The 26,268-nt window shown below is 69.7% G+C and carries 26 protein-coding genes; 12 read left to right on the top strand and 14 right to left on the bottom strand.

The features are described 5' to 3' along the window. Positions 1-85: 85 nt before the first annotated feature. Entirely contained in the window at positions 86-1,933 is a 1,848-nt protein-coding gene (locus AB0G04_RS33170; RefSeq protein WP_360990930.1) for a polysaccharide biosynthesis protein, read from the bottom strand. 96 nt (positions 1,934-2,029) lie between these two features. On the opposite strand from AB0G04_RS33170, the gene AB0G04_RS33165 reads away from it, so the two are divergent. Genes AB0G04_RS33165 through AB0G04_RS33155 form a run of 3 tightly spaced genes read left to right on the top strand, consistent with a single transcriptional unit; the run spans position 2,030 to position 5,913 of the window. Further along, complete coding sequence (locus AB0G04_RS33165; protein WP_360990928.1) at positions 2,030-3,409, top strand: CpsD/CapB family tyrosine-protein kinase; 1,380 nt, start codon at positions 2,030-2,032, stop codon at positions 3,407-3,409. A 27-nt stretch (positions 3,410-3,436) separates the two neighbouring features. Further along, positions 3,437-4,723, top strand: coding sequence for a hypothetical protein (locus AB0G04_RS33160; RefSeq protein WP_360990925.1), 1,287 nt, complete (start codon positions 3,437-3,439; stop codon positions 4,721-4,723). Then, positions 4,720-5,913: an O-antigen ligase family protein gene (locus AB0G04_RS33155; protein ID WP_360990922.1), complete on the top strand. Its 1,194-nt coding sequence runs from the start codon at positions 4,720-4,722 to the stop codon at positions 5,911-5,913. Before AB0G04_RS33160 ends, AB0G04_RS33155 begins: the two co-directional genes overlap by 4 nt. Here AB0G04_RS33155 and AB0G04_RS33150 read toward each other — a convergent pair. From AB0G04_RS33150 to AB0G04_RS33125, 6 genes are all read right to left on the bottom strand, one after another. Continuing rightward, positions 5,832-7,106 carry a glycosyltransferase family 4 protein gene (locus AB0G04_RS33150; RefSeq protein WP_360990919.1) on the bottom strand — a complete coding sequence of 425 codons (1,275 nt, stop codon included), beginning with the start codon at positions 7,104-7,106 and terminating at the stop codon, positions 5,832-5,834. The two genes, AB0G04_RS33155 and AB0G04_RS33150, sit on opposite strands and share 82 nt — an antisense overlap. 13 nt (positions 7,107-7,119) lie before the next feature. Further along, the gene (locus AB0G04_RS33145) at positions 7,120-7,755 is read right to left on the bottom strand and encodes an acetyltransferase (protein WP_360990917.1); all 636 of its coding nucleotides are present in this window, start codon (positions 7,753-7,755) and stop codon (positions 7,120-7,122) included. After that, on the bottom strand, positions 7,748-8,395 hold the full coding sequence (locus tag AB0G04_RS33140; RefSeq protein WP_360990915.1) for a sugar transferase: 648 nt from the start codon (positions 8,393-8,395) through the stop codon (positions 7,748-7,750). Before AB0G04_RS33140 ends, AB0G04_RS33145 begins: the two co-directional genes overlap by 8 nt. After that, positions 8,392-9,534, bottom strand: coding sequence for an aminotransferase class I/II-fold pyridoxal phosphate-dependent enzyme (locus AB0G04_RS33135; protein WP_360990912.1), 1,143 nt, complete (start codon positions 9,532-9,534; stop codon positions 8,392-8,394). The genes AB0G04_RS33140 and AB0G04_RS33135 overlap by 4 nt, the downstream gene beginning before the upstream one ends. A gap of 100 nt (positions 9,535-9,634) precedes the next feature. Further along, positions 9,635-11,245: a methyl-accepting chemotaxis protein gene (locus AB0G04_RS33130; RefSeq protein WP_360990909.1), complete on the bottom strand. Its 1,611-nt coding sequence runs from the start codon at positions 11,243-11,245 to the stop codon at positions 9,635-9,637. Positions 11,246-12,305: 1,060 nt separating this feature from the next. Next, positions 12,306-14,405: a discoidin domain-containing protein gene (locus AB0G04_RS33125; RefSeq protein ID WP_360990907.1), complete on the bottom strand. Its 2,100-nt coding sequence runs from the start codon at positions 14,403-14,405 to the stop codon at positions 12,306-12,308. 377 nt (positions 14,406-14,782) lie between these two features. Between AB0G04_RS33125 and AB0G04_RS33120 the strand changes: the two genes are divergently transcribed. The 3 genes from AB0G04_RS33120 to AB0G04_RS33110 are packed head-to-tail and all read left to right on the top strand — an operon-like array spanning position 14,783 to position 16,719. Further along, positions 14,783-15,241 (top strand): DUF5994 family protein, encoded by a 459-nt coding sequence (locus tag AB0G04_RS33120; protein WP_360990905.1) that lies wholly within the window; start codon positions 14,783-14,785, stop codon positions 15,239-15,241. Next, the gene (locus tag AB0G04_RS33115) at positions 15,234-15,956 is read left to right on the top strand and encodes a GAF domain-containing protein (protein WP_360990902.1); all 723 of its coding nucleotides are present in this window, start codon (positions 15,234-15,236) and stop codon (positions 15,954-15,956) included. Before AB0G04_RS33120 ends, AB0G04_RS33115 begins: the two co-directional genes overlap by 8 nt. Positions 15,957-15,993: 37 nt before the next feature. Continuing rightward, complete coding sequence (locus AB0G04_RS33110) at positions 15,994-16,719, top strand: GAF and ANTAR domain-containing protein (protein ID WP_360990899.1); 726 nt, start codon at positions 15,994-15,996, stop codon at positions 16,717-16,719. A gap of 420 nt (positions 16,720-17,139) precedes the next feature. Here the strand turns inward: AB0G04_RS33110 and AB0G04_RS33105 are convergent, their stop codons facing one another. Next, on the bottom strand, positions 17,140-17,334 hold the full coding sequence (locus AB0G04_RS33105) for a hypothetical protein (protein ID WP_360990896.1): 195 nt from the start codon (positions 17,332-17,334) through the stop codon (positions 17,140-17,142). A gap of 270 nt (positions 17,335-17,604) precedes the next feature. Next, on the bottom strand, positions 17,605-18,060 hold the full coding sequence (locus tag AB0G04_RS33100; protein ID WP_360990893.1) for a universal stress protein: 456 nt from the start codon (positions 18,058-18,060) through the stop codon (positions 17,605-17,607). Between the two features lie 383 nt (positions 18,061-18,443). Between AB0G04_RS33100 and AB0G04_RS33095 the strand changes: the two genes are divergently transcribed. The 6 genes from AB0G04_RS33095 (at position 18,444) to AB0G04_RS33070 (ending at position 21,996) form a co-directional block, all read left to right on the top strand. Beyond that, complete coding sequence (locus tag AB0G04_RS33095; protein WP_360990890.1) at positions 18,444-19,151, top strand: hypothetical protein; 708 nt, start codon at positions 18,444-18,446, stop codon at positions 19,149-19,151. Between the two features lie 8 nt (positions 19,152-19,159). Then, the gene (locus AB0G04_RS33090; protein WP_360990887.1) at positions 19,160-19,294 is read left to right on the top strand and encodes a hypothetical protein; all 135 of its coding nucleotides are present in this window, start codon (positions 19,160-19,162) and stop codon (positions 19,292-19,294) included. Positions 19,295-19,362: 68 nt separating this feature from the next. Next, positions 19,363-19,695 (top strand): hypothetical protein, encoded by a 333-nt coding sequence (locus AB0G04_RS33085; protein ID WP_360990884.1) that lies wholly within the window; start codon positions 19,363-19,365, stop codon positions 19,693-19,695. A gap of 192 nt (positions 19,696-19,887) precedes the next feature. Further along, positions 19,888-20,652, top strand: coding sequence for a CPBP family intramembrane glutamic endopeptidase (locus tag AB0G04_RS33080; protein ID WP_360990881.1), 765 nt, complete (start codon positions 19,888-19,890; stop codon positions 20,650-20,652). After that, positions 20,645-21,580 (top strand): histidine kinase dimerization/phosphoacceptor domain-containing protein, encoded by a 936-nt coding sequence (locus AB0G04_RS33075; RefSeq protein ID WP_360990878.1) that lies wholly within the window; start codon positions 20,645-20,647, stop codon positions 21,578-21,580. Before AB0G04_RS33080 ends, AB0G04_RS33075 begins: the two co-directional genes overlap by 8 nt. After that, positions 21,520-21,996: a response regulator transcription factor gene (locus tag AB0G04_RS33070; protein ID WP_360990875.1), complete on the top strand. Its 477-nt coding sequence runs from the start codon at positions 21,520-21,522 to the stop codon at positions 21,994-21,996. The genes AB0G04_RS33075 and AB0G04_RS33070 overlap by 61 nt, the downstream gene beginning before the upstream one ends. 67 nt (positions 21,997-22,063) lie before the next feature. Here AB0G04_RS33070 and AB0G04_RS33065 read toward each other — a convergent pair whose 3' ends face one another. From AB0G04_RS33065 to AB0G04_RS33045, 5 genes are all read right to left on the bottom strand, one after another. Then, a complete protein-coding gene (locus tag AB0G04_RS33065) occupies positions 22,064-23,131 on the bottom strand; it encodes a glycerophosphodiester phosphodiesterase family protein (protein WP_360990873.1) in 1,068 nt (355 codons plus the stop codon). A gap of 123 nt (positions 23,132-23,254) precedes the next feature. Then, complete coding sequence (locus tag AB0G04_RS33060) at positions 23,255-24,124, bottom strand: hypothetical protein (RefSeq protein ID WP_360990870.1); 870 nt, start codon at positions 24,122-24,124, stop codon at positions 23,255-23,257. A 234-nt stretch (positions 24,125-24,358) separates the two neighbouring features. Continuing rightward, a complete protein-coding gene (locus AB0G04_RS33055; RefSeq protein WP_360990867.1) occupies positions 24,359-24,826 on the bottom strand; it encodes a hypothetical protein in 468 nt (155 codons plus the stop codon). Positions 24,827-25,024: 198 nt separating this feature from the next. Continuing rightward, positions 25,025-25,303, bottom strand: a complete 279-nt coding sequence (locus AB0G04_RS33050; protein ID WP_360990865.1) for a hypothetical protein — start codon at positions 25,301-25,303, stop codon at positions 25,025-25,027. A 207-nt stretch (positions 25,304-25,510) separates the two neighbouring features. After that, positions 25,511-26,035 carry a hypothetical protein gene (locus AB0G04_RS33045; RefSeq protein WP_360990862.1) on the bottom strand — a complete coding sequence of 175 codons (525 nt, stop codon included), beginning with the start codon at positions 26,033-26,035 and terminating at the stop codon, positions 25,511-25,513. Positions 26,036-26,268 lie beyond the last annotated feature (233 nt).

The raw sequence follows: 26,268 nt of genomic DNA, 5'->3' as shown, positions 1-26,268 counted from the left end.
CGATTGCAACAGCACGGGCGCCTTCGCGCTGGAGATTCGGGTTGTTCGCCGTTTGTCGGCTTCGGGGCGGCGGCCCGGAAGATCTTCACGCCTCGCGCGGCCGGCCGGCCGGAGCTTCGGTGACCGCGGGTGATCCGGCCGGCGGGCGAGTCGCGGAACCTGCGGCAGGGCGGTCGCATGTCGCGGCAAGTCGTTCGATGAGCACGGCGGTGTCGGCGCCCAGCGGGATGCGGTGCAGGTCGGCCGGGTCGAGGGGCGGTACTTCGACGTGGGAGATCAGTGGGTTGAAGGGCCGCCGGTCGGTCTCACCTTTGCCGAACAACGACTCCGCCAACTTCTCACCCGGTCGCAGGCCGGTGTACTTGATCGGGATCGACTTCCGGGACAGCGCCACCATCTGCATCGCCACCTCGGCGATCCGGACCGGGGCGCCCATCTCCAGGACGAGCGCTTCGCCGTCCATGCCGATCGCCGCGGCCTGGATCACGAGGTGGACGGCCTCCTGGGTGGTCATGAAGTAGCGGGTCACGTCGGGGTGGGTCACCGTGACCGGTCCGCCCTCGGCGATCTGGCTGTTGAAGGTGGTGATGACCGAGCCCCGGCTGCCCAGGACGTTACCGAAGCGGACGCTCAGGAACGTCCCCCGGCTGCGCCCGGCGGTCCATGCCGTCAGGCGCTCGGTGATTCGCTTCGAGTAGCCCAGCACGCTGGAGGGGTCGGCTGCCTTGTCCGTGGAGATGTTGACGAACCGCTCGACCGAGGAGGCGGCTCGCAGAACGTTCAGGGTTCCGAGCACGTTGGTCTTCACGGCCTCGGCCGGGTACCGCTGCAACAACGCCAGATGCTTGAGTGCTGCCGCGTGGAAGACCAGCTGTGGGCGGCGTTCCCGGAAGATGTCCCGCATCCGGCCGGCGTCGCGTACGTCGGCCAGGATCACCGAGGGATCGTCGAGGCGGCCCTGCGGGTCGATCGACAGCTGGACGGCCAGCAGCGAGGTCTCGTCCCGGTCCAGCATCATCAGCTCGGCCGGCCGGAAGTGGTGGATCTGCCGGCACAGCTCCGAGCCGATCGATCCGCCGGCGCCGGTCACCAGGACCCGTTTGCCGGTCAGATAGTCCCCGATCGTACTGAGGTCCATCTCGATCTGGTGACGTCCCAGCAGGTCGCTCACCTGCACCTCACGGATGTCCCCGACCTCCACGGGGTGATCCATCAGCTCGCTGACCGACGGCACCACCTTGAACGCCGCTCCCGCGGTCAGCGTGCGGTCGCGGATGTCGCGAACCAGCACCGCGTCGGCATTGGCCACCGCGAAGACCAGCATCCCCGCTCCGGTTGCGGCGAGTGCTTCGGCGATGTTGTCACGGCCCCCCAGGACCGGTACGCCCTGAATGCGCAGGCGACGTTTGCCGGGGTCGTCATCGAGCAGCCCGGCGGGAACGTATCGCCCTTTCGGGTCGTGCAGCATCGAGTCGAGGAGTACGGCCGCCGCCGTGCCCGCGCCGAACAGCACGACCGGAGCGGCGACACGGCGGTCCGGCCGCAGGCGGCGGATCAGACGGGCTCGCCAGGCGTAGCGGACGCCGAGCATCAGCACCAGCGCGACGGCGCCACCGATGGCGGGGACGCCCACCGGCACGGGAGGGCTGGACAGCATCACAATGCCGCCGGTCAGCACGAACCCGACCACCGCGGTGGTGGTGGCGACCGAGTTCACCTCGTCGAAGCTGGCGAACGGGGCGATCCCGCGATGCACTTGGCGGGCGTGATTGATCGTGACGTGCAGAAGGACGGCCAGGACGATCATGGTCAGGGCGCCGGCGAGCGGATGGAGACCGGGATCGAAGTCATACCGGGTGAGGACGGCGGCGAGCAGGCCGATCACCCATGCGGCGCCGTCCACGAGCGGTGGCAGCAGGCGAACGCCCCTCATGTTCGGCAGCGTATCAGAACGTTAATCATGATAAATTCTGACTTCGTGGCTATTCCGACAGTATTGCCTCTATAGCAGCGAATCGGGAGGCTCCGGATGGGCCTGCGGGAATACCTCCGTGTCGCCAGGCGGCACTGGTGGTTGCTGGCGGCCTCGGTGGCCCTGGCCCTCGTCGTGGCTCTGATCGTCAACTGGAACACCACACCGGTGTACGCCGCACGCGTCACCTTCTTCTTCTCCACTCCGATCGCCGGTGCCTCCGACCTCTACCCCGCCAGCATGTTCAACGTCAGCCGCCTGTCCACCTACGCCAAGCTCCTGACCAGTGACGAGGTCGCCACCCCGATCGCCGGGACACCGGGCGTCGACATGAATCCGCGGGAGGTTCGCGAGGCGATCTCCGCGGAGACCGTCGCCGACACGGTCATGATGGAGGTCACCGTGGAGGACCGGGACCGCAACCGCGCGATGCTGCTGCTCACGCGGGTCACGCTCCGTTTCGAGACCGCCGTCGAGGACCTGGAGCGCCCGGCACCGGCGCAGCCCTCGACGGTCAAGGTGACCGTCGTCTCCGGGCCGGCACTCGACGAGGACCCGGTGGCGCCGGACCTGCTGAACAACCTGGCCCTCGCCTTGGTCGTCGGGCTCGTCGTCGGCGCTGTCGGCTCGGTCGGGCGGGAGGTCGCCGACCACACCGTACGCACCGCCGAGGCGCTGCAGGCTCTCGCGTCGGCGCCGGTTCTGGCCCAGGTGCCGATGGACCAGGGCGCGCCGTTCGTCTCGCCCAGCGCCTCGGCACGAACAGAGGCGCTGCGCGAGATCCGTACGCAGGTGCAGTGCGCCGCCGCCGCCGCCTCGGTGAAGACGCTGGCGGTGACCAGCGCGGTTCCCGGAGAGGGCCGCTCGGCCACCGCCTGCGGGCTCGCGTGGCTGTTCGCCGAGGCCGGCCAGCGGGTCCTGGTCGTCGACGCCGAATTACGCCGCCCGCGACTCGCCGCGTTCCTGGGCCGCGAGGACTCTGCGGGCCTGAGCACAATCCTCGACGGCACCGCGGTCCTGGAGCAGGTACTGCAGCCATGGGGTGCCGGACTGTGGCTGCTGGCCAGCGGCCGGACCCCGCCGAACCCGAGCGAACTGCTCAGTTCGCCGCGCATGACCGAACTCGTCGACGAGGCGCGCAAGAAGTTCGACGTAGTGATCTTCGACTGCCCGCCCCTGCTCCCGGTCACCGACGCGGGCGTCGTGGCCGCCCGCACCGACGGCACGCTACTGGTGGTGCAGGCGAGAAGGACGACGGCGGCACAGGTCACCGGCGCGGTGCGAGTGCTGCACGCAGTCAACGCCACGCTGCTCGGCTGCGTGCTGAACATGGTCACCAACAAGGGACCGGACGCGGTGCCTACCTACGACGCGTACCTGTCCGGTGCGAAGCCGGCGCGCAAGGGCCGGGGCAGCTGGCGGAGACAGCCGTCATGATCACCGGCCTCGGCCGCGAACCGGCGCATGCCCCGCGGTGACCGGCCCGGCCTGCGGTCGCTGCTGCGCACGGTGCCCTCCGCGGTGCGACACGACTACGCCGCCACGTTTGCCATCCAGTGTTTCGTGCTCGGGACCGGGCTTCTTCTGTTTCACCTGGTCGCCCGCCGGGACAGCGTCGACGGATTCGCCTTCTACCAGATCGCCCGCGGCATGGTGACGACACTTCAGCCGGCACTGCTGCTCGGCCTCGGCGTCGGCCTGTACCGATACCTGCCGCGCGCCGAGCACCGCGGCCGCCGGCTCGCCCGCCAGGTCTGGTATCTCGAAGCGGCGCTGGTCACCGTCGTCACGCTGGCCGGCGCCGCGGCCGGTGAGCAGATCGCCGCCCTGCTGGGGTTACCCGGCGGGCGGTCCGCGGTCACCGCCGTTCTCATCATGCTGGGCGGCAACTGCCTGTGCACGATCACCCTGGCCGCGCTGCGCGGCAATCGTCAGGAGGCAGTCTCGAACGTGGCTCTCGGGGCCGGCTTCGGGTTGACACCACTGATCGCGTTCGCCGCGACGGACCGGCTCGAGGACTTCCTGATCGTCCAGGGACTGGGCACCGCGATGGTGGGCGTAGCCGGGTTGCTCGCGGTTCGGAGCGATCCCGCCCCCGCCGCGACGGCGGAGCCCGGCATCAGAACATTGATCTCGTACGGCGTACGCCGGATGCCGGGGGAATTGGCTCTTCCCGGCTTCTACACGCTGCCGACGCTCGCGGTGGCCGTGACGATGCCCGAGAGCCCGCAAGCGGGTTACGTCGGCTTCACCACCTCCGCGGTCACCCTGATCTGCTCCGTGTTCGCCATGCTCACACCGGTGCTGATGCCTCGGATCAGCCGGCTGTTCCATCGGCCCGAGGAGCACGGGACCGTACGGCAACTACTGACCGTGCTGCCGTTGCTGGCCGGCTCGGCCGCCGCCGTCCCCGCCGCCGTGATCGTGGCGTTCGCGCCGTTGATGGTGCGGGCGTTCCTCGGCCCGGAGTTCGGCGACGCGATCCCGGTGCTGCGGCTGGGCGTGCTGGCCGCCGTCCCACTCGCGATGTTCTACGCGGCCCGGCCGACGCTGGACACCCTGCTCGAGGCCAAGGTGGTGAGCCGGCTCCTGGTGGGGGTCCTCCTTCTGCAGTTCGTGGTGACCGGTATCGGCACGGTGTTCCTCGCGACACCGCACGCGGCGGTACTGGGATTGCTGGTGGCGGCTTTCGTGCTCGGGTGCCATGCGGCGGGTCTCGCCGCGTATGCCCTGCGGCGGCAGCGCTCATGACCGCCGCGGAACCGCAGCGACCCGGACTGGTCGTCCTGATCGCCTTCGTGGTGACCCTGTCCGGCCGCTTCACGCTGGACCGGGTCGGCCTCGACGTCCCGATCATCAACGACGTCCGAGTGCCCCTGTTCCTGGTGCTGCTCCTGGCGCTCGTTCTCGAGGCGCACCACGTCGGCGCACGCCCGGCCGAGGGTGGGCACGTCCTGCTCGGCATCCTGGCGCTGCTCGGCTATCAGGGGCTGTCGGTGCTGTGGGTGCCGCCCGGTGCGGTGACCGGCCCGGCCGTCGCCGATCTGTGCGCGGTCGGCGGGCTGCTGCTGGTCTACTTCACCCTGGCCGCATGGGACCGCGACCGGGTTACGGCCACGACCCTGAAGCTGTTCCACGCCGCGGCCTGGGTCTACTTCCTGGCCGCCGCGTCCGGTCAGGGCCACGAGACCAACGGCCGGTGGGCGGCGCTCGGTGGCGGCCCGAACGTCTTCGTCCGTGTCATGATCCTCGGTGCCATCACCTCGCTCTACCTGTACCTGCGCAGCGGTGAGAAGCTGATCTGGCTGGTTCCGATCCCGGCCTTCCTGTTCGGGGCGGTCGCCTCCGGCTCACGGGGCGGCATCGTCGCGCTCGGTATCACGATCGCCGTCGCGCTGCTGGCCATCCGGCCCAGGTTCGACGTCAACCGGATCGCCAAGCCACTCGCCCTGATCGCCGTGGTCGGCACGGTCCTGGTGATCACGACCGGTCCGCTCATAGCCGGGTTCGTGCAGCAACGGTTCGTCGACTCGACCATCGGTCAGGGGTACGCGTCCTCGCGTGACCTGCTGTTCCAGATGGCGTTACGGATCTTCCTGCAACGACCGATCCTCGGTACGGGTCTCAACGGTTTCCAGACGGTCGTCGATCTGGGATTCGCCGAGGAGTACGTGCACAACCTGCCGCTGTCGATCGCCGCCGAGGGCGGGTTCGTCGGACTGGCGCTCCTGGTGGTGGCGTGGCTGGGCCTGTGGCACGGCTACACCACCGTGCCGCTGCCCGAGCGCAGCCTGGAATGCCGGACAGCAGCCTACTGCGGCATCTTCATCGGGGCCGCCAGCCTGTTCTCCGGCGACTACTACGACGCTCGACTGATGTGGATCTTCCTACTGCTGGCCGCGGTCCGGCCGGCCCGGCCCGCCGCCCCGCTCCCCCGGTAGCCCGCCGCGTCGGACAGGACCCGCTCGAAGTCTTCGAAAAGCAGGTCGCGGTCGAATCGATCGCGCGCCAGCGCGTACGCCGCCGCCCCGGCCGCCCGGCATGCCGCGCGATCGCCGACGAAGCCGGCCACCGACACAGCCGCCGCCGCGGGATCGCGCGCGGGCAGCACCAGCCCGGCACCCGTCTCCGTGATCAGGTCGGCGATCCAGCCGCCGTGATTCACGGCAACCGGCCGGCCCGCGGCGAAGGCGTCGAAGACCTTGTTCGGCGAGTTGTTCCCCAGCTCCGGCACGTCGACGAACACGGAGGCCGCCAGGTCGCACGCGCCGAAGAACGCCACCACCTCGGCTTTGCTGACCGGCCCGAGCATGAACAGGTTCCGATTCAGCACGCCCGACTCGACGGCCAGATCCCGGATGCTGTCGCGCATCCGGCCGTCGCCGAGAATGGCGATCCGCACGTCGGGGGCGATGCCGGCGAGACTGGCGGCCAGGCGTACCAGGTAGTCCACGCCGTTCGCCGGTCCGAGCGTTCCGGCGTACAGCAGCAGTGGCCGGTCACCGAGCCATGGCGTCCGCTGCCGCAGCGACGCGCCCGCGCGGCCGGCCCCGGCGAACAGCTCGAGGTCGGAGCTGTTCGGCACCACGGTGACCGCGACGCCGGGAAAACGGCGCCGGATGCTGGCCGCCATGCCCGGGGACAGTGCGATGACATGAGCCGACCTGCGGTAGGCCCACGCCTCCAGCCGCTGGGCGGCCCAGCGGCTGACCGGCGACCGGAGCACACCCAGCGCGATCGGCAGTTCCGGCCACACGTCGCGGACCTCCAGCACCATCGGTGCACGTCGGCGCAGTGCCGCGTAGACGCCGGGGACAGCGACCGTCAGCGGTGTGCTGGTCGCCAGGACCAGGTCGTGCCGCAGACGGCCGGCCACCACCGCCGACCGGCGGACGAAGCCGAGAAACGCCACGATCCGGCGACGGTACGACATCGCGTTGCTGTAGGGCACCGGGAGCCAGTGCACCACGATCCCGGACTCCCTTGTCACCCGCTCGTGCCGGCTGTCCGGGTCGCCGGTGATCATGTGCACCTCGTGCCCCCGTTCGACCAGGCGCCGGGCGAACTCGTAGGAGCGCGTCCCACCGGACATCCCCGGTGTCTTGAAGTATTGGTGGATGTAGGTGATTCGCATGTGTCACCCTTCGCTACCCGGCCGGGACGCCCTTGACGACCCGGCCGGCGCCGACGTCACGTACGACGCACGCCCCGGCGCCCACCGTCGAGCCGTCTCCCACCGTCCGGCCCTGCAGCACGCAGGAGTTGGTGCCGATCAGCACCTCCCGGCCGATGCCGCAGTTGCCGGAGACCGCCGCGAGCGGGTTCACCTGGACGTAGTCGGCCAGAACGGAGTCATGGCCGACCGTGGCGTTCTGGTTGATGTGAACGTGCCGGCCCAGGGTCACGTTCGTCGTGATCCGGGCTCCGGCGAACAGCACGACCCCGTCGGCCACCTCGTTGTCCAAACCCAACGTCGCCGCGGGATGCACGATGACAGCCGCCGGCCGGCCGAACGGGTCGAGGCGCGCGGCGACCCCGGCACGGATCCGCGGGTCGCCGATGCCGATGACGTAGTGGGCGTCCAGACGTGACAACAGCTCGTTGGGCCCCAGCCAGGCGGCGCCGAGCCGGTCCACACCGCGCAGGTTGGCCTCCGACGGCGCGTCGTCGAGGAATCCCACCACCTTCCACGGATCGCCCGAACTGTCGTTGAGGGCCGCGATGATCCCGAAGATCTCGCGGCCGTGGCCGCCGCATCCGACGATGACGACCGGCTCAGACACTGTTCGCCTCCTGACCGCCGGGCCGCGGCGAACCGGTGAACAGCGGCATCGTGGCCGAGCCCGGCGCGGCGATGCCCACCCGCCGCATCAGCACCAGAACGGTTCGTACGCAGATCCGGGCGTTCAGGGCCAAGGAGCGGTGATCGACGTACCAGACGTCGAGCGCCAGCCGGTCCTCCCAGTTCAGCAGATTGCGTCCGCTCACCTGCGCGAGTCCGGTGACGCCCGGCCGTACGAGATGCCGGCGCGCCTGTTCGGCGGTGTACAGGTCGAGATACTGCATGAGCAGGGGCCGTGGTCCGACCAGGCTCATCTCGCCGCGCAGCACGTTCCACATCGTCGGCAGCTCGTCCAGGCTGGTGGCTCGCAGTGCGCGGCCCAGGCCGGTGAGCCGGTCGGCGTCGGTGACCCGGCCGCGGCTCTCGTCCACGTCGCGCATGGTGCGGAACTTGACCAGCGTGAACGGCCGTCCGTGAAGTCCGGGGCGCTGCTGGCGGAACAGCACGGGACGGCCGAGTCCCGCGGCCACCACAACGGCGACCCCGGCCATGACGGGTGCCGTGGCCACCAGCACGCTGCCGGCGAGAACGATGTCGATCGCCCGTTGCACGACGTCGGTGGTCCGGATGGACAGCCTCACCTTCGGCCGTCCAGGAATTCCGTGATGCCGTCGACGACTCTGCGGATCTGCCGGTCACCGAGTCCGGAGCCCCCCGGCAGAACGAGACCATGGGCGAACAGGGCCTCAGCGGAGCCGTTGAGGAACGCGCGCGCGCCGGCGAAGACCGGCTGGAGATGCATGGGCTTGAAGAGGGGCCGGGTTTCGACGTCACGCGCGGCAAGGAACGCGGCCAGGTCGCTCGCCCGCCAGCCGGTCCGCGCGGTATCGACGATGATCGGGGTGAGCCAGCAGTTCGCCGCTGTGTCGTCACCAGCGAGCAGACTCACCCCCTCGACGTGCGCGAAGACCTTGGCGTACCGGTCCCGGAGCGCCCGCCGGCGTTCGATCATCTCGTCGAGACGGCACAGCTGCGCCCGGCCCAGCGCGGCCAGCACGTTGCTCAGCCGGTAGTTGTACCCGATGTCGGCGTGCTCGTAGTGTGCCGCCGGCAGACGCGCCTGCCCCGCCAAATAGCGCGCCCGGCCGGCCAGCGCCGCGTCGGCGGTGAGAAGCATGCCGCCTCCGGATGTGGTCATTATCTTGTTGCCGTTGAACGAGAACGCCGCTGCCCGCCCGAAGGAACCGGCCGGCCCACCGGCGCAGCTGGACCCGACCGCTTCCGCGGCGTCCTCGATGAGAGGAACGCCAAATCGTTCACATATCGGGCTTATACCTTCATAGTCGGCGCAACTGCCGTAGAGGTCGACGGTCATCACCGCGCGGACCCGGACCCCCTCGCCCGTCAGCTGGACGAGCAGATCGGAGAGCAGGCCGGGGTCCAGGTTTCCGGTCGCCGCGTCGCAGTCGGCAAAGACAGGTGTCGCGCCGGTGTACACCACGGCATTGGCCGTGGCGGCGAACGTGAGGGTCGGCACGACGACCACGTCGCCGGGACCGAGGCCGATACCCAGCAGGGCCAGATGCAGCGCAGCGGTTCCCGAGCTGACCGCGACCGCATGCGGCACCGCGGCCCGGCGGGCGATCTCGTGCTCGAAGAGGTCCAGATCAGGACCGGCCGGTGCTACCCACCCCGACCGGAGTGCCGCCAGAACGTACTCCTGCTCCAAGTCACCGACGTCGGGAGCGGACAGCAGAACTGCGTGATCATCGGCATGCATCCCCCACCACCCATCCGGACCGGGACCAGGGGGGATTTGGCTCGACCGTTCTCCCGCCATGGTAACCCGCCGTAGTCACGGTGGAGGACGGTGCCGCGGATCAGTGACGGAACCGGCCGACGAGCTGGGTCAGATCGCTGGAGAGGCGGGTCAGCTCGGCTGCGGCCTGCCGGGTGGCATCGGCACCGCCGGCGGTACCGCTGGCGACATCGGCGACATCGGCGACGGTGCGGGCGACCTCGCCACTGGTGGCTGCCGCGTCAGCCACCGAACGACTCATCTCCGCCGTGGTGGCGGTCTGCTCCTCCACCGCGGAGGCGATCGTGGTGGTGTAGTCGCTGACCTGCTGAATGACGCCGGTGATCTCCCCGATGGCCTCGGCCGCGGTGCGGCTCGACGACTGGATCGCGCCGATCCGGGTGGTGATCTCCTCGGTGGCCTTCGCGGTCTGTTGCGCGAGCTCCTTGACCTCACCGGCGACCACGGCGAAGCCCTTGCCGAGTTCACCGGCGCGCGCGGCTTCGATGGTCGCGTTCAGCGCCAGCAGATTCGTCTGCTCGGCGATGCTGGTGATCAGCCGGACCACGTCTCCGATCTCGGCGCTCGCCGTACCGAGCTGGGCGACCTGCGCTGTGGTGCGCTGGGCGACGACCATGGCCTCCTGCGCGACCTGCGCGGCCCGCCCGGCGTTGGAGGCGATCTCGCTTATCGAAGCGCTCATCTGCTCCGCACCAGCGGCGATGCTCTGCACGCCGGCGTTGACCTGCTCGGAGCCCTGCGAGGCGGCACCGGCCTGGGCTGCGGCGGACGCGGCCCCGGACTGCAGTTGGGAGCTGACCGTGGAAAGTTCCTCGGACGCCCCGGCCAAAGTGATCGCCGACCCGCCGATCGTGGTCACCGTCTCACGCAGGTTCGTGATCGCGGTGTCCAGAGCGCGGCCCATCCGCCCGGTCTCGTCGCGCGTCGTCAAACCGGTGGTGGAAGTCAGATCCCCGGCGGCCAAGCCGGTCAGCACCTCGACGATGCGAGCGATGGGCCGGGTGATCGACCGGGTGATCAGCAGCGACAACAGGACGGCCAGCAGCAGGCAGGCGGCACCGGCCACGGCTGTCCACATCTGCGCCCGGCCGCTGTCGGCCTCCGCAGCGGTGGCCACCTGGTTCTGCACCTGCACCGCGTCGGCCGACAGCTGGCCCACACCGTCGGCTACCTGGCCGAACGCCTCAAGCGATTCGCCGGAGGCCAGTTCACCGCCCGCCCGCAGGCTGGCCGGCGTGCCGGTCCGGTACAGCGCGACGATCTTCTCGTCCAACTGCATGAATCGCTCGTACGCCGCTGTCGCATCGGTGACCATGCCGCGCTGGCCATCGGTCAATGGCTGCCTGCCCAGGTCGGTGAGCTGCTGGCGCAGGCGCTGCGCCGAGGCAAGGAACTGCCGGCGCTGGCCGACGTCGTCACCGGTTGCTCCCGGCACCCCCCGCAACGCGTCGAACAGGTAGCCGGTCTGCCACCCCGCCATGTCCGCGGCCTGGAACTTGGCCTCGCCCGCCAGGTTCGCGACCGCTGCCGTGCTGCGCATCCGGGCAGTACCGTCGCGGGCCGCAGCGATGCCGTCGAGGCCCACCCCCACGGCGATCACCATCAGCACGGCGACCACTCCGAAGGCCATCCCGAGCCGGGCGCCAAGCCGAAGGTCTCTCCACATGCGCATGCCAACCACAACCTCGTAGACCGGGGCCCATCAGCGCGGCGGAACGCACGCGCAGTACACCCACCCATCGGCTGCCCCGCCTGAGCCCTTAGCCAGAGTGGTGAGCCTTGATCCCGTCGTACGGTCACCGAGCCCGCAAGATCAATCAGCCTTCGGAGCGGAGATAGCTCCTATGAGCTGCGGTCGCGTGGCCGAATCGGTACGGTCAAGGTCTGACGCATCGACGTCGTTCGCTCGCATCGATGCTCCAGAATCTTCGGCGTCTCTGCCCGCCTGGCAATAGCTGAGCAGGTTCGCTGAATGATGGGGCCCCGCCGCTTGGCGGGGCCTCTTCCCGTGGGAGGGCCGGGAGTGACGAGACATGGGCGAAGGGGCCGCCCGCCTGGCGTGCTGAGCGGCCCCTCGCTCTGATGGAGCCCTGCCTCTAGGCGGGACCTCCTCCCGAACACGAACTGAGCAACGTAGCGACCGTCGCCACCACGGTGGCCCCCGCGGTGATAGTCCCCGCGTTGCGTCGCAGCCACCGTCCGAAGAGGCGGCCCTTCGTGTTCTCGTTGCCCTGGCCCATCCTCGCCGTCCTTTCGTCCGGCTGCGCAGCTCCCTCCAGTGGACGATCGTTCGGCTATGTGGCCAGTGCTGACGTGACGTCAGACTCTCATGGGAAATGCGTCCTCCGCTGACGAACGCCGAGCTGAGCGGAGGGCAAACTCGCCGAATCGGCTGCCCTGCACCCGTAACGTCCTAACATGGGGCCTGAATTGCGACTATCCGCCACTAAGGTCGCATGCTGACCTCTGCAGGACCCTGGCGACCGGCCCGCGCGATCAGGCGCTGCGACCGGGTTCACCATGCTGACATGGTGTGGCCTACCACCGTGGGGGTGGCCTGGAACACGTCTCGATCGCTCCCGCTCAGCACGGTCCCGGAATCTGCCGATGAGCATCGTGGCGGGACGTCCGGCGCCGGCGGAAGCCATGCGTCACTGGGGGTCATACGCACCCATCGGCCCGGACGCCACCGCGCCGCGTCCCGCGACGGCGTTGCAGGATGTACGGTCCGATCAGCTCGCGTATGCCTCCAGCGCCGACAGCTGCCCGGCCGGCCATCCGGAGTTCCCGGTCGCGGTGACCCGCAGGTATCGGGTGGCGGCGGCCGGGAAGCTGACCGTCACCGTGTTGCCGGACGCGGGGTTGAACGCCCGCCCGGCGGCTCCGGCGAGCGTGGTGAAGGTGGCACCGTCGGTGCTTCCGGAGATGGCGAGCGTCTGTGTCCGGGCGCCCCACGACGGCGGCAGTTTCAGGACCGCCCGCCCGACCGGGACGGCCGAACCCAGGTCGACCTGGATCCACTGCGGGAAGGCGTTGTTCGCGCTCTCCCAGTAACTGCCCGCGTCCGTGTCGACCGCGTTGCCCGGCCCGTACGCCTGGACCTGGCTGCTGGCGGTGGCCGGTTTGCCGCGTGCCAGGTCGGTGACGGGCGGTGGTGTGGCCGGCGGGGCGTCCTCGCCGTACACCTGGAGCTGGGCCATCTGAGCCGCCGGCCAGGCGGTGTTGGCCGCGAAGGCCAGCCGCACGTGGCGGGCGGTCGCGCCGGACAACGCCACCGTCACCGTGTTGCCGGAGCCGGGGTCGAAGACGTAGCCGGCGGAGGCGGCGAGAGTGCGGTAACTCGAACCGTCGCTGCTGCCCTGCACGGTGACCGTCTGCGTGCGTCTCTCCCAGCCGGCGGGCAGGCGCATGACCAGGCTCTTCACGGTGTAGGCGCCGCCCAGGTCCACCTGGAGCCACTGCGGGAGCGCGCCGCTGGACTCCCAGTAGCTGCCGGTGCTCGCGTCGACCGCGTTGGCCGCGGCGTACGGGCCGTTCACGCTGCTGGCGCTCACCGCCTTGCCGGCGGCGAGATCACCGGTGGGTTGCGGCGGCGGGGTGGTTGCGGTGGTCGGCTGCGTCGGGCGTACGGAAGTCAGGGGAAGTTGCCCTTTGAGCATTTTCCCCGCGTCCGTGGTGATCCGCAGGTAGTAGTCGGCGGAGCAGAAGGTGCCGTCCTCGTCCAGCGCGCGGATCCCGGTGCCGGCCGGTACGGACGCGGCCGTCTCGGCGGTCTTGGCGATCTGGTTACCTTCGTTGAACTCGTCGAACATGGACACGTAGAGGCCCTGCGCGCCCAGCCGCACCATGTTGTAGACGCTGCGCCAGTAGAAGTCGCCGTGCCGGCGGTGCCCGGCGGAGAGATCGCCGGGCAGCACACACGGCTGGTAGTCGATGCCATGCGCGTTGCAGTCGGCCTGGTCGGCGGCGTTGACGTTGGTGGCGAACCAGTCGAGCCCGGCGAGGTCACCGGTGCGCCCGACCATCCACGGCGACAGCATGTGGAAGGCGTGATAGACCTCGAGGAACCCGGTCCGGCTGTCGTTCTTACCCTCGCGCCAGTAGGTGGGTACGCCGCCGATCACGTAGCAGCCCTGCGCCTTGAACCAGTTGACCACGTCGAGGCACTGCGCCGGGGTGAACGGGCGGCCGTCGTCGTTGAAGCCGAAGCCCCAGACGCAGACGACGGGTCTGCCGTTCTGCCGGGCGTAGGCGCTGGACGCGGTGTGCGCCGACATCTTCGTGGTCCAGTCGGTCTTCAGCTCGGACTGCATGTTCGTCCAGCCGGTGACGTCGTACATGATGTAGAACTTGCGGCCGGTCCGCTCGGCCGCGGCCCGCACCTTCCGGGTCATCGCGTCGCGGGTCGGGCCCTCGTCGCCGAACGGGTTGAATCGCTGCAGCGCGGCGGTGTCGATGCTGTAGGTCCGCATCCAGTCGAAGTGCGTGTCCACGGTCTGCTGGTCGTAGGACGAGAAGAGCGTGGCGGGCCGGCCGTCGCCGAGATTCGGGTACGCCGTCGGGTACGCGTGTGTGAAGTCGCGCAGGTCGGGCCAGGACACGATGGTGGTGTTGGCAGGTGAAGGCGGCTGGAAGCGGTCGCGGCTCCAGTGCCACCAGCCGCCGATCGGCGCACCGTCGCCGGGGCAGGCGAACCAGCCCTGGTAACCGACGCTGACCTTGCCGACCACGTCACCGGCGGGCGATGCGGCACGGCCCGGCGCGGCGGCGAGGAGGGCGGCCGGCGGGCCGAGGGCGGCTGAGGACAGCAGGGTACGGCGAGTGACTGTCATGGGGACTCCAGTCGATCCGGGTGTCGGGGAGGGATCGACGGTCATCGTGACAGTCTCAGTCACACAACCGCAATAGTTGAACGATTCTTTGCAAAATTGTGGAACGCGTCCGGAAATACGCGCTGGCCTGCAGCGGCGTACCTTCGAGCGACTCGGAAGTATCGGCGGCCCCGAGACGGCCGCGCGCAGTCGTCGAAGTCGGCGGCGCGTACACTGGGAGTGACCGGTGACGCCGTCATCGGTGCCGGCCTCGGCCGGTGCGCAGCCCGCCTGCCGGAGGCCGCGCCGCTCACCGGACTCGGTGGACCTCGTCCTCGCCTGTTGACTTTCAGGCTGGGTCCCGCGCCTGCGTCGGTCCTGGACGATGGGATCTCGTCATGGCCCTGTACATCCGCCACCCTGAATTCCTGTCCCCTGCCGAGCGCCTCCGGGCGCGGGAACTGACGCGGCTCGATCACGCTTCGTTCGACGGCAGTTGGTGGCCCAAGTCGCCCGATCTTGACACTGAACTGCGCGTTCTGCTGCCGATGCTCGATCACGTCCGTGGACCGGTGCGACGGCTGGTGCTCAGCGCCGGAGACTGGGCAGCCGCACCTGACCGGATCGTCATGGACCGGCGCACGGTCGGCATCGACTATCGGACGGGCCAGTCGCCGAGGAGTATGACCGTCGTCTGCGTCGACGGCGGTACCTTCACGATGCGCGTGGTCCCGCCCGCCCCGGGCCCCGCAGCCCCGGACGCCCCGGAAACGGGGCGGGAACTGGCGACCGGGACATCGACTGGTTCGTGGCACCGCCCTCGAGCCGGGTCCGGTCCCAGCGAGCACCATGAGTGACCGGGCCACCGTGATCCGAGATCTCATCGCCGCCCAGCCGGCCCGAAACGGCGGAGTCGTTGATCACTTACGATGCGTCTGCCGGGCCGCGGCGTCAGCATTGTCGGCCTCCGGAACGGGGATCAGCGTGCTGACCGACGACGGGACCCGCGGGGTGTACGCCGCATCCGACCCGGCCAGCGAGCACGTGGAGGAACTCCAGTTCCTGCTCGGCGAGGGTCCCTGCCTCGATGCCTTCGACCGCCGCCAACCGGTGCTGATCGCCGATCTCGCCGACGAGGTGACACGGTGGCCGGTGTACGCACCCGAGGTCCACGACCGTGGTGTCCGCGCTGTCTTCGCATTCCCGCTGCAGATCGGCGCGGCCCGGCTCGGTGTCTTCGACGTGTTTCGTGACCAGGCCGGCCGCCTTTCCGAACAGCACCTGACCGACGCCCTCTGCTTCGCGGACGTCGCGGTCGAGGCTCTGCTCGACCGCCAGAGGGAGGACACCGGCACACTGGGCGGGCCGGCGTACGACAGCGTGATCGACGGGGTCGGGAACCGAGCGGAACTGTTCCAGGCCCAAGGCATGGTCATGGTCCAGATTCAGGGCAGCATCACCGACGCCGCGGCCCGCATCCGGGCGTACGCCTACGCCGAGAACCGCAGCCTCGGCGACGTGGCCCGCGATATCGTCGCCCGCAACTTGCGCTTCGAGGCCGACCGCCCATGACCATGCCACCGCACCGCCCAGCAGCCAGGAGGCAGGGATGACCACCGTTTCGGCACAACGGCTGGCGTCGATCTTCGTCGAGGTCGCCGACACTCTCGTCGAAGAGTTCGACCTGATCGATTTCCTGCACATGCTGACCGACCGCACCGCAGACCTGGTCGGCGCGGCAGCCGTGGGACTGATGCTCGCCGACGGGCGCGGCAACCTCGAGTACATGGCCGGATCGGACGAGAACGTCAAACTGCTGGAGCTGTTCCAGCTGCAGACGCGGGAAGGCCCGTGCCTGGAGGCCTACCGCACCGGACATCCGGTCATCAACGTCGACCTGAGCGCCGCGACCTCCCGGTGGCCCCTGTTCGCACCCCGCGCCACCGCGACCGGGTTCCAATCCGTGCACGCCTTCCCCTTGCGGCTGCGCAGCCAGGTCATCGGAGCGTTGAACGTGTTCGGTGACACCAAGGGCGGGGACTTCAGTGGTGCGGACGTGCCGATCGTGCAGTCCCTCGCGGACGTGGCCGCCATCGCACTTCTGCAAGAACGTTCGTTACGGCGCGGCGAGGCACTCACCGAACAACTCCAGGGCGCGCTCAACAGCCGGATCATCATCGAACAGGCCAAAGGCGCGGTCGCCTATGCCCAAGCGGTCAGCGTCGACGAGGCATTCACGCGGATCCGCAACTACGCCCGGAATCACCACCGCAAGCTGACCGAGGTGGCACAGGCCATCGTCACCGACCGGACGACCCCACCGGAACTTCACTGACTCCCTGGCTGCTCGGCTGCCTGTTCGGAGGCGGTGCCGTCCGGGTATGGACCCCTGTGGGCCGCCGGGCCCCCCTCCGCAGCGGCCCACAGGACTCCCCTTCTCGAGGAAAGCCTGAGATTCCTACCGATTTCCGGCCGGACCTGAAACCTTTGAGCCCGCGCCGACCCCGTTGAGCATCGGCGACAACGCCCATCCGTATCGCGGAACAGGCGAGTCGTCGTTCGAGCAGCCCGGTCTCGGTGATCTGGCGGTTCGGCGCGGGGAGGTCGCTACCAGGGAACGCTGTACCCCAGCCGCCGGCCGGCAAACTGGCCGATCCGTGGCCGCCTGCTCCCGCGGGAGTCGTGACGGCCGCGTTCCCGGCAGAACCTGTGCGGCCGTGCCGTGGCAGCGGCTGCACCGGCTGGTCGTCCAAGGTCAAGCGTTCTGGGGAATGCGATCGGTCTGGCTCAGGACGTCAGCGTCGATCTCGAGGTTCGCCAGCAGGCTGCTGTTCTTGCCGGTGTCGACAATGTCGGGCAGCGTGCGTTCGAACCAGTCGGCGCGTGCGGACTTTCCTTTGGACCGGAGAATGGCGACGATCTCAGATCTTCTGACATGTGTGGCGGTCACGACGGTCCCTCTTCCAATGGTGAGGCCGGCACGCCACGTCGCCTGTCGGAAAACTTCCGTGATCGGCGACCGGCATGGTCAGCAAAGTAGATCTGCGGTGAAACGGCCTTGACCGGAGGTGCGCCACCGACGCTCCTCGAGAACGCGGACGTGGTGAGTTCGGCCAGATCCGCGGCGCATCTCGCACGAATCATAGTTCCTGATACCCGCCGAACGCAGATACGACGCGGGCCAGCCGTCGTGCTGTGGGACACGTGCCGGCAGCGTGGCCTACTTCGGGATGACGACGGTGGGGCAGGTGGCGTGCTGGACGCAGTGCTGACTGACCGAACCGAGCAGCATTCCGGAGAAGGCTCCGTGACCGCGGCTGCCGAGGACCATCAGTTCCGCCCCCTTGCCGGCATCCAGCAGGACCTGTGCGGCGGGACCCTCCATGACCCGGGTGGTGACGGGAATCGGGTGGTCATCCTCGCCCTGCACCTGTGCCACCGTTTCCGCCAGAGTCTTCTCGGCGTACCGCACGATGCCGGCATCGTCGATACCGGTCGGTGTCCAGCCGTACGTGTAGGCGTACGCGGGCGGCACCTGCCACGCCGTGACAGCCTCGACGGAGCCACCGGTCAGCCGTGCGTGCGCGAGCGCCCACCGCAACGCCTCAGCAGAGCCGGCGGAATTGTCGATGCCCACGACAATGCGATGATCCTGTTCCAATTCCTGATCGATCATATGAGCTCCTGAAATGAGAATCCCGCTCGAAAGGGCGGGCGTGGTGCAGCGGCCGGCCAGGACGGCAGGCTTGCTCCTGTGCGGGCTCCGAGGCAGGCCGAGGATGCGTCAACCACAGCGGGATCCACGAATGTCGGAAGATGTCGGCGGCGGGCGGGCGGGCGGCCACCGGGTCTCGGGCGACACCTTGACCGTACGCGCATTTCGTCGAAGCCGCTGACGGGCGCGCTCCCGTGGCCGGGGGCAGGCGTAGGGTTGGGGTGTCGCCCGAGACCCCGGTGGCCTGATACCTGGCCGTTGTGTGGGCGCCGGCGTTCTCTCGCCCGCTGCAGCGATCCGGTGCGTTCGCACAGAACTGTTCCCGGGCGCGAAGGAAACCCCGCATGAGCAGCACTGACGGTCCCCCACGAGCCGCCGGTACCCGCGCCGAGGCCCGGGCCCTGTTCGCCGCCGCTGCCATGGCGGGGCGCGCACCGTCGATCCACAACACCCAGCCGTGGCGATGGCGCCTTACCGCCGACGAACTGAACCTGCACCTCGACCACAGCCGGGCACTCGACGTCACCGACCCCGACTCCCGGCTCGCGATCATGAGTTGCGGCGCCACCCTGCATCACGCGCTGGTCAGCCTCGCCGCCGACGGCTGGCACGCCGGCCTCGCGCGCATGCCGGACCCCGCGCACCCCGATCATCTCGCCCGATTGCGGCTCGGCCGCCGGATCCCGGTCCGCCTCGAAGCGCGCCGCCATCGGCAGACCATCGGCCTGCGGCACACCGGCCACCGGTCCGCCGTGAGCGCCGCGGTCGACACCGGCAACCTGCACGCCGTAAGCGTGGCCGCCGAGTCCGCCGGCGCCGGACTGCACCTGCTGCACCCCGACCAGGTGCACGGCCTGGCCCGCGCCGCCGTGCCGGACCGCGATTTCGGCCGCCACGGCGACCTACCGGTCTCCGAGACGCCGGGGAGCGCCGCCGCCCTCGCGATCCTCTACGGATCCGGTGACGACGAGGCCGCGTGGCTCCATTCCGGCGAAGCCCTGTCCGCCGCCTGGCTCACCGCCACCGAACTGGCCTGTCGCTCCTGCCGCTGAGCGCGACGATGGAACTGGTCGTCACTCGCGAGCGCATCCGCCGCCTGCTCTCCGGCGTCGGCCACCCACACCTCGTACTGCGCATCAGCACCGCGGATCCGGCCGGCGGCGCCGTCCCGAACACCCCGCGGCGAGCCCGGTGAAGCGGCATGGTCGCGGCCGGCGGTCATCCACCGTTTTGGTGTGGTTCGAGGAGGGAAACCAACAAGCCATGCAGCCAATCGATCAGTACGAGACCGCCGAACCCACCGAGAGCTCGCTCCTCACCCGGGTCGGACCCGGCATGGCCGTCGTGGACTCCGCGGGCGACGACGCCGGCAAGGTGAGCGCCGTGCAGCTGCCCGGCACGGACGTCCGCCCGGACACCGTGGTCGGGCTCGCGGAAGTGCTCATGGGCTCCGGATATCTGCGCGTCGACGGCACCGGGGCGCTGTCCAACGACACCTACGCATCCGGCGACGACATCGCGGACGTCATCGACGGCGAGCCCGGAACCGTACGGCTGCGCGTGCGCCGCGACGAGTTGCCGCGTTCGGCCAGCTGAAGCCGCCCCGGGCCTTCGGTACGAGGTCGCGTACCGGAGGCCCCGCACGCCCGCCCGACGAGTCCTACCGCAGGAGGAGCCGGTGGCCCGCCGCCGGCGCCGGAAACCACTCTTGATGGTGACGACCCGGCACATGGCCCGCGGTTAGCGTCTGCTCACGCCGTTGATCAACGGCGACGTGGGGAGACGACGATGAGTGCGGTGAATGTGGCATCCGGCGGTCCGGCGACCGGCACGGACGACCGGCCGGGACGGTATCCGTGGTGGCTGATCCTGGTGATGTTCCTGGTGCCGGGCGTTCTGAGTACCGCCTTCGCGGCGCTGCTCGCGCCGGTGCTGCGGGAGCACGGACTGCCCGGCCATCTGGCGCTGGATCTCAGCCCGGTGGTTCTGGTCGGCGAACTCGGCTTGCTGCTGGCCCTGGGACGGCGGCGCAACGGCCGGCTGAGCCTGCGCGGGGTCGTCGGCTTCCGGCAACGGCTTCCGCTGCCCCGGCTGCTCGGCGTGCTGGCCGGGCTGTACCTCGCGATGCTGGCCCTGTACCTGCTCATGCGGCCGCTCACGGAGAACCTGGCGACGCATGTCTTCGGATGGGTGCCCGACTGGCTCGGCGGGGAACCGGCGCACGAACCGGGCCGGGCCGGTCTGGTCCTGCTCGTCGTCGGCACCGCCGTCTTCAACACCGTCGTCGACCCGATCATCGAGGAGATGTACTTCCGCGGGCATCTGCTGCCCCGCATGCCGATCGCCGGATTCGCGGCCGTCGTGGTGAACGCGGCACTGTTCTCGGTCCAGCACTTCTGGCAACCCGAGTTGTACCTGTTCGTCTTCGGCTGCCAGGTGCTGCTGATGACCGCGCTGGTCCGCTTCGGGGACCTGCGCATCTCGATGGCGGGACACTGCCTGGTCAACGGCACCGGCGCGGTCCTCACCCTGCTCGCCTACGCCCATGCCTGACGGGACGGTGGCCCGGCTGCGGCGGGACCTCACGCTGGCCGGAGCGGCGGCGGCGCCGGCGCTTCTCGAGCTCGCCATCGCGGTACGGCAGGGCTGGCGTACCGTCCTGGCGGCGGCCATCGTGCTGGTCCCGGCATTGCTCCTGGCGCTGCGCCGGCGCAGCCCGGTTCTCGCGTTCGCGGCGGTGCTGTCGGTCAACGCCGGGGGTCTGCTGCTCGCTGTCGCCGCCCGGGCGGAGACCAGCGCCTGGTCGGGCGTACCCGCGGTGGTGGTCACGTTCTTTCTGGCGGTGTACCTGCAGGCCCGCCAGGCCTTGATCGTCGCCGGAGCCGGGCTGGCCGTCGTCGTGATCGCGATTCTCAACACCCATCTGGCTCCGGCCGGGTTCCGGGGTGGGGCGGAGTTGCCGCTGACGCTGCTCGCCGTGGCGGCCGCATGGGCGCTCGGCGGGCAATGGCGGGCGGTCCGGGTCGAACTCTCGCTGGCCGGCGAACGGGCCGGCCGTGCGGTCCGTGAGGAACGCGAACGCATCGCCCGGGACATGCACGACGTGACCGGCCACCACCTGACACCACTGGTGGTACGGGCGGAGGCTCTCCGTGCCCGGCGCGCGGACCTGCCGGGCTGGGCCGCCGCGGAGATCGACGAGTTGGCGGCCGATGCGCGCCGGGCGGTCAACGACGTGCGGGGCACGTTGCGGCTCCTGGGATCGCCGGCCCCGGCCCCGGGCCTCGGTGACCTGGCCGAGCTGGTGGGACGGGTTCGCTCGGCCGGGAACAGCGGTCGACTTCCGGCAGTCCGGGGACACCACCCCGGTACGTGGCGCTCGTCGACATCCGCATGCCCGGAACCGACGGGCTGGCCGCGGTGGAACGGCTCGCCGCCGAGGACCTCCTCGGGCCGGGCGGCACCCGGGTCATCATCCTGACCACCTTCGACCTGGACGATTACGTGGACCGGGCGCTGCGGGCCGGCGCGGCGGCGTTCCTGCTCAAAACCCTCACCCATGAACAGCTGGTCGCGGCGGTACGGTCGGTCGCCGGCGGGGAGGCGATGCTCGCACCCTCCACCACCCGGCGGCTCATCTCCCGCTACCTCGACCACATCCCGTACCGGGACCCTGGCGCGGCACGACGGCTGGACGATCTCACCGCGCGCGAGACCGACGTCCTCCGGTCGCTGGCGCGGGGACGGTCCAACGCGGAGATCGCCGGCGAACTGTTCATCACCGTGCACACCGTGAAAACGCACGTCGCACGCCTGTTGGCCAAGACCGGCGCACGCGACCGGACCCAGGCGGTGATCCTGGCGTACGACGCCGGGCTGGTGGCCCCGGGCGCCTGACCGGCGCCACCTTCAGGCGCCTGTTCCGTACGGGCAGAGGCCGGTCCGCAATTGCGGCCCCGGTGGGTCACCGCGGCCGGTATGCCTTGGGCAGTCGCATACCGCGTTCGGCCATGATGTCGCGGATCCGGTGGGGGTAGTTGGTGATGATGCCGTCCACACCCAGATCCATGAGCACCTCGACGGTGGCCGGATCGTCACAGGTCCAGGGAACCACCCGCAGGCCGCGCGCGTGCGCCCGGGCGATCATGGCCGCATCCGGATAGAACCGGAAGCCCGCGTCGCCCACTTTGCCGTTCTGCGGGAAGCCGTAGACCGGCGACAGCGTCCGCACGCCCGGGACGGCAGCGGCCGCGCGCACCACGTCGCCGTCGTAGTCGTCCACGTCCAAGCCGCCCAGCCACGGTGACGCGCCAGGCTTGCCGATCTCCAGGAAGTCGTAGTTGGTCAGTGCCACCAGCGGCCAGCGCGGCGCCAGGCGGTGCATGGCGGTGAGGGCGCCCCAGTCGAAGGACTGGATGGTGACCTGCCGCTCCAGACCGGACGCGCGGATCTCCTCGAAGACCCGGCGCACGAACAACGCCCTGGGCGCGGTTTGCTCGGGCGCGCCCGCCTCGACCTTGGTCTCGATGTTGAGCGTTACCTGCTTGGCACGGTAGCTTTTGACCAGATCGAGGACGTCGCGGAGTTCAACCATCCGGAAGCCCGGGATCTGCTCCTGCTCGGGAAAACCGGGCAGCTGCTGGAAGCCGCAGTCGACGGTCTTGATCTGCGCGAGGGTCAGGTCCTTGATGTAACCGCCCACGTACGGGTACATCGGGTCGCCCGGCGTCACCGGTCCGATGTCACGGCATTTCTGGGCGCTGATCCGGCGGTCGTGCGTGACGACCACCTTCAGATCCCGGGTGACCTGGGTGTCCAGTTCGAGTGTGCTGACCCCGAGGCGCATCGCTTTGCCGAAGGCCTCCAGGGATCCTTCGGTGGTCATGCCGAGGCCACCGCGATGGGCCTGGAGGTCGAAGTGCGATCGGTGCGGTGGGCCATCGCTCGCGTGGGCGACGCCCGGCACAGCGGCCACGGCCAGAAATGCCAGAGTGGTCATCAGGGTACGGCGCATGACGATCACAGCCTCCATCGCGGGACATCGATGTCACCTTCACGGTAGGCGGCGTACTCGGCATCGACATGAGTTGGTGGTGAACAGTCGGCCACACCGCCGAGCGCGCCGGTCCGGGCCCGGGGGTCCGGATCCCGCTGGTCACAATGCGGCGATGAGCTGCGGGCGGGCGGCGGCGAAGCGCGTGTAGAAGGTGTCGACCGGCATGCCGAACGCCTCCGCGAAGGCGTCCCGCCACGGCTGCCCGGTGCCGACGGCGCGGCAGAAGTCGACGAGCGCCGTTGGCCGGGCGGCCTGTTCGTCCAGATAGCGGGTGGCCAGATGAAACAGGGCGTACGCCGGGTCTCCGACCCCCGTGCCGTCTGTCGCGTAGTCCGGCAGCGGTCCGAGAACCGGATCGGCCACTCCCCAGCGACGGATCTGCTCGGTGGCCGTGGCATCCGGCCACCGGCCGGCGGTGACGAGGGACTGGAATCCCAGGTGGACGGCCGTTCCTTCGAACAGCCACAGCCACTCGTGGTCCTGCCGGGCGCGGTGACAGCCGAGTTGACCCTGCAGATTGTGAATGTGCTCGTGAGCGGCGACGTTGGCGGCGAGAGCCGGATCCCGGGCGTACTGGCTTCGCCATGCGGGTGCCCTGGTGTTGAGGCACAGCAGCCGATCGGTGGCCCACCCGGTCGGCGGTCCGGCGGGCGACGCCAGCGGCTGACAACCTTGGCTGCGGGCGATGCGAACCTCCACCCGCTGGGTGACCCCCGTGCCGAGTACGGTGCGCAGGTGCCGATCGGCAGCCCGCAGCCCGTCCCGGACGGCGGCCACCTCACCGTCGCTGACGCCGGCCTGGACGAGCAGGTCGAACGGCGCGTCGGGCAGTGCTTCGAGTCGTGCGTCGAAATGCGTCTCCCGCCACACGACGCCCGCCACCGTGGCCAGCGTCAGCAGCAGCGCGGCAAGGAAGGCGGCTCGTTTCGGGGGACGGCGAGATTCGGCGGGGGTCGTGGTGGTGGTCACGACAGCTGCTCCGCTGCCCGGTCCGGCAGCGCGTCCGGATGGCCCGCCGCGGCCAGTGCGCTGGTGGTGACGGCGGCGGTCCGTACGGGGCACGGGCCGACTCTACCCGAACTACTGAGCCGGCCTCAGTTGCTACTGATCCACACTCACCAATGAACGCTGCTCAACGTCGGCGACACAGCCGCCGGACGTTCTCGGCTGAAGGCGGGACCGTCCGGTCGGGACTCCCGCTGGTCAGCAGATCGGCAGCGTGCGGGCGGGCGGACCGCCGGAGCGGTCCGGGTGGATCAGCAGCACATCACCGTCGCGAGACACCGTCGGGTCCGTCCACCGCTCCCCCGGCGTCGGCACCAAGACGATCGTTGTCCCCTGGCCGGCGTCGTGCACGACCAGCGACCGGATCGTGGAGACCAGCGAGTCCCACACGAACGACTGGGCCGGATGATCGTTCGGTCCCTCCGCCGCGATCACGAAGAACCGGTCGTCGAGCCACATCCCGTAGTCGTCCAGAGTTTCGTGCTCGGCGATCGCGATTCCGTCGATCCACAACGATCTGTCCCACTGAATCGCACAATGCCGATCGCCGGGGCCGAACGTGATCCGCAGCGTGAACCCGTCGCCCCACCAGCCGTAGTAGTCGGCGCATCCGCCGGGAACCGGCCCTTCCCGCCGGGCCGCCTCCGCCGCAGCCACGGCCGCCACGCGTCGTCCAGCCGGCGCCACTTCTCCGCGGCCCGGACGTCAGCGGGCTGCGGCGGCGGGTTCTTCTTCCTTCGCAGGAACACCGTCACTCCTCACGGCCCGTCGCCCGCCCGGCGGATACGCGGGAGTTCTCCGGCCGCCGGGCACGCGGGAGGGTCTCCGGGCCGCCCGGTACGCGGGAACGTCTCCGGCCGGCCCTCAGACTCGGCTGCGCCTGGCGCGCTTGACCGCGAGGAGAACCAGGCCGACACCGAGGACCGCGGGAACGCCGATCAACGCCGCAGCGTCCAGCCGGGCGTTCGCATCCATGTCGAGATACTCCTCGTCGAGGATCAACGTGTAGAAGAGGAACCCGGCGGCGAGCATCAGCGCGGCGCCCAGGCCCACCAACGTCCTTCGCGTCGACACTCGCATGCCCACGATGACGAGGATGACGAAGGCGGCAACCACACCGAGATGCCAGTACTGGAATTCCATCGGTCCCCGCCTAACCCGGATCAACTCGCCGACCGGCACCATAGCAGCGGGACACACGCCGCCTGCCGGCGTCAGCCGCCGGTCACCCCGACCGGGATGTCGCCGCTCGGTGGAGCCGTCTGCGCGAAGCGCGGCCTTCTCGTCGTGGACAAATGCCCGCGACGGAAGCCGGTCGCTTCGCTGCAGATCGGCGCGTCGGAGGGGAAACTACTTCTTGCCCGCGGAACGGGCCGGCTTCGTACCGGAAGTCTCGAGCTCGATCAATCGCTTGACCAGCTCAGGCTTCTTCAGATCAGCCGTACCCTTCACACCACGACCCTGCAGACTACGGCGCAACTCACCGACCTTCATCGCAGCGATCGCACTCTCACTCACCTCAGGAGTATTCGGAGTGTCGTTACCGCTCGTCGGATTGTTCCGGCCCGCCCCCGACTTCTTCGCCGACCCGCCCTTCACGGCAGACGTCGACTTCTTCGCCGACGCGCCCTTCGCCGCGGACGTCGACTTCTTACCCGCGGAACGCGCCGCCTTCGTACCCGAAGTCTCCAGCTCGATCAATCGCTTGACCAGCTCAGGCTTCTTCAGATCAGCCGTACCCTTCACACCACGACCCTGCAAACTACGGCGCAACTCACCGACCTTCATCGCAGCGATCGCACTCTCACTCACCTCAGGAGTATTCGGAGTGTCGTTACCGCTCGTCGGGTTCTTGGCGTTCCTGGTAGCAGCCACGCCGGCCCACCTCGCATTCCATCGTCGTCTTTACCTACGTCACTGAACGTACCCAGCCGTCCCGTACTCACACGGCGACCGGACAGGCATGCACGAAAGGCTGTCGCGTGACTTCCGGCGCGTTGCCGGCGCGGCTGTCCGCGCCCGCCGCCAGCAGGAGGAACCGATTCTCCGCGCGGCCGGCGTCCCTGCTAGCTGATCACCGGTCGTCCCGCGGCCGGGGCCGGGCGCCG

Source organism: Actinoplanes sp. NPDC023801 (assembly GCF_040639655.1).
Classification (GTDB): domain Bacteria; phylum Actinomycetota; class Actinomycetes; order Mycobacteriales; family Micromonosporaceae; genus Actinoplanes.
Note: the sequence above shows the minus strand (reverse complement) of the source record. Positions and strands in the feature narration are given on the sequence as shown.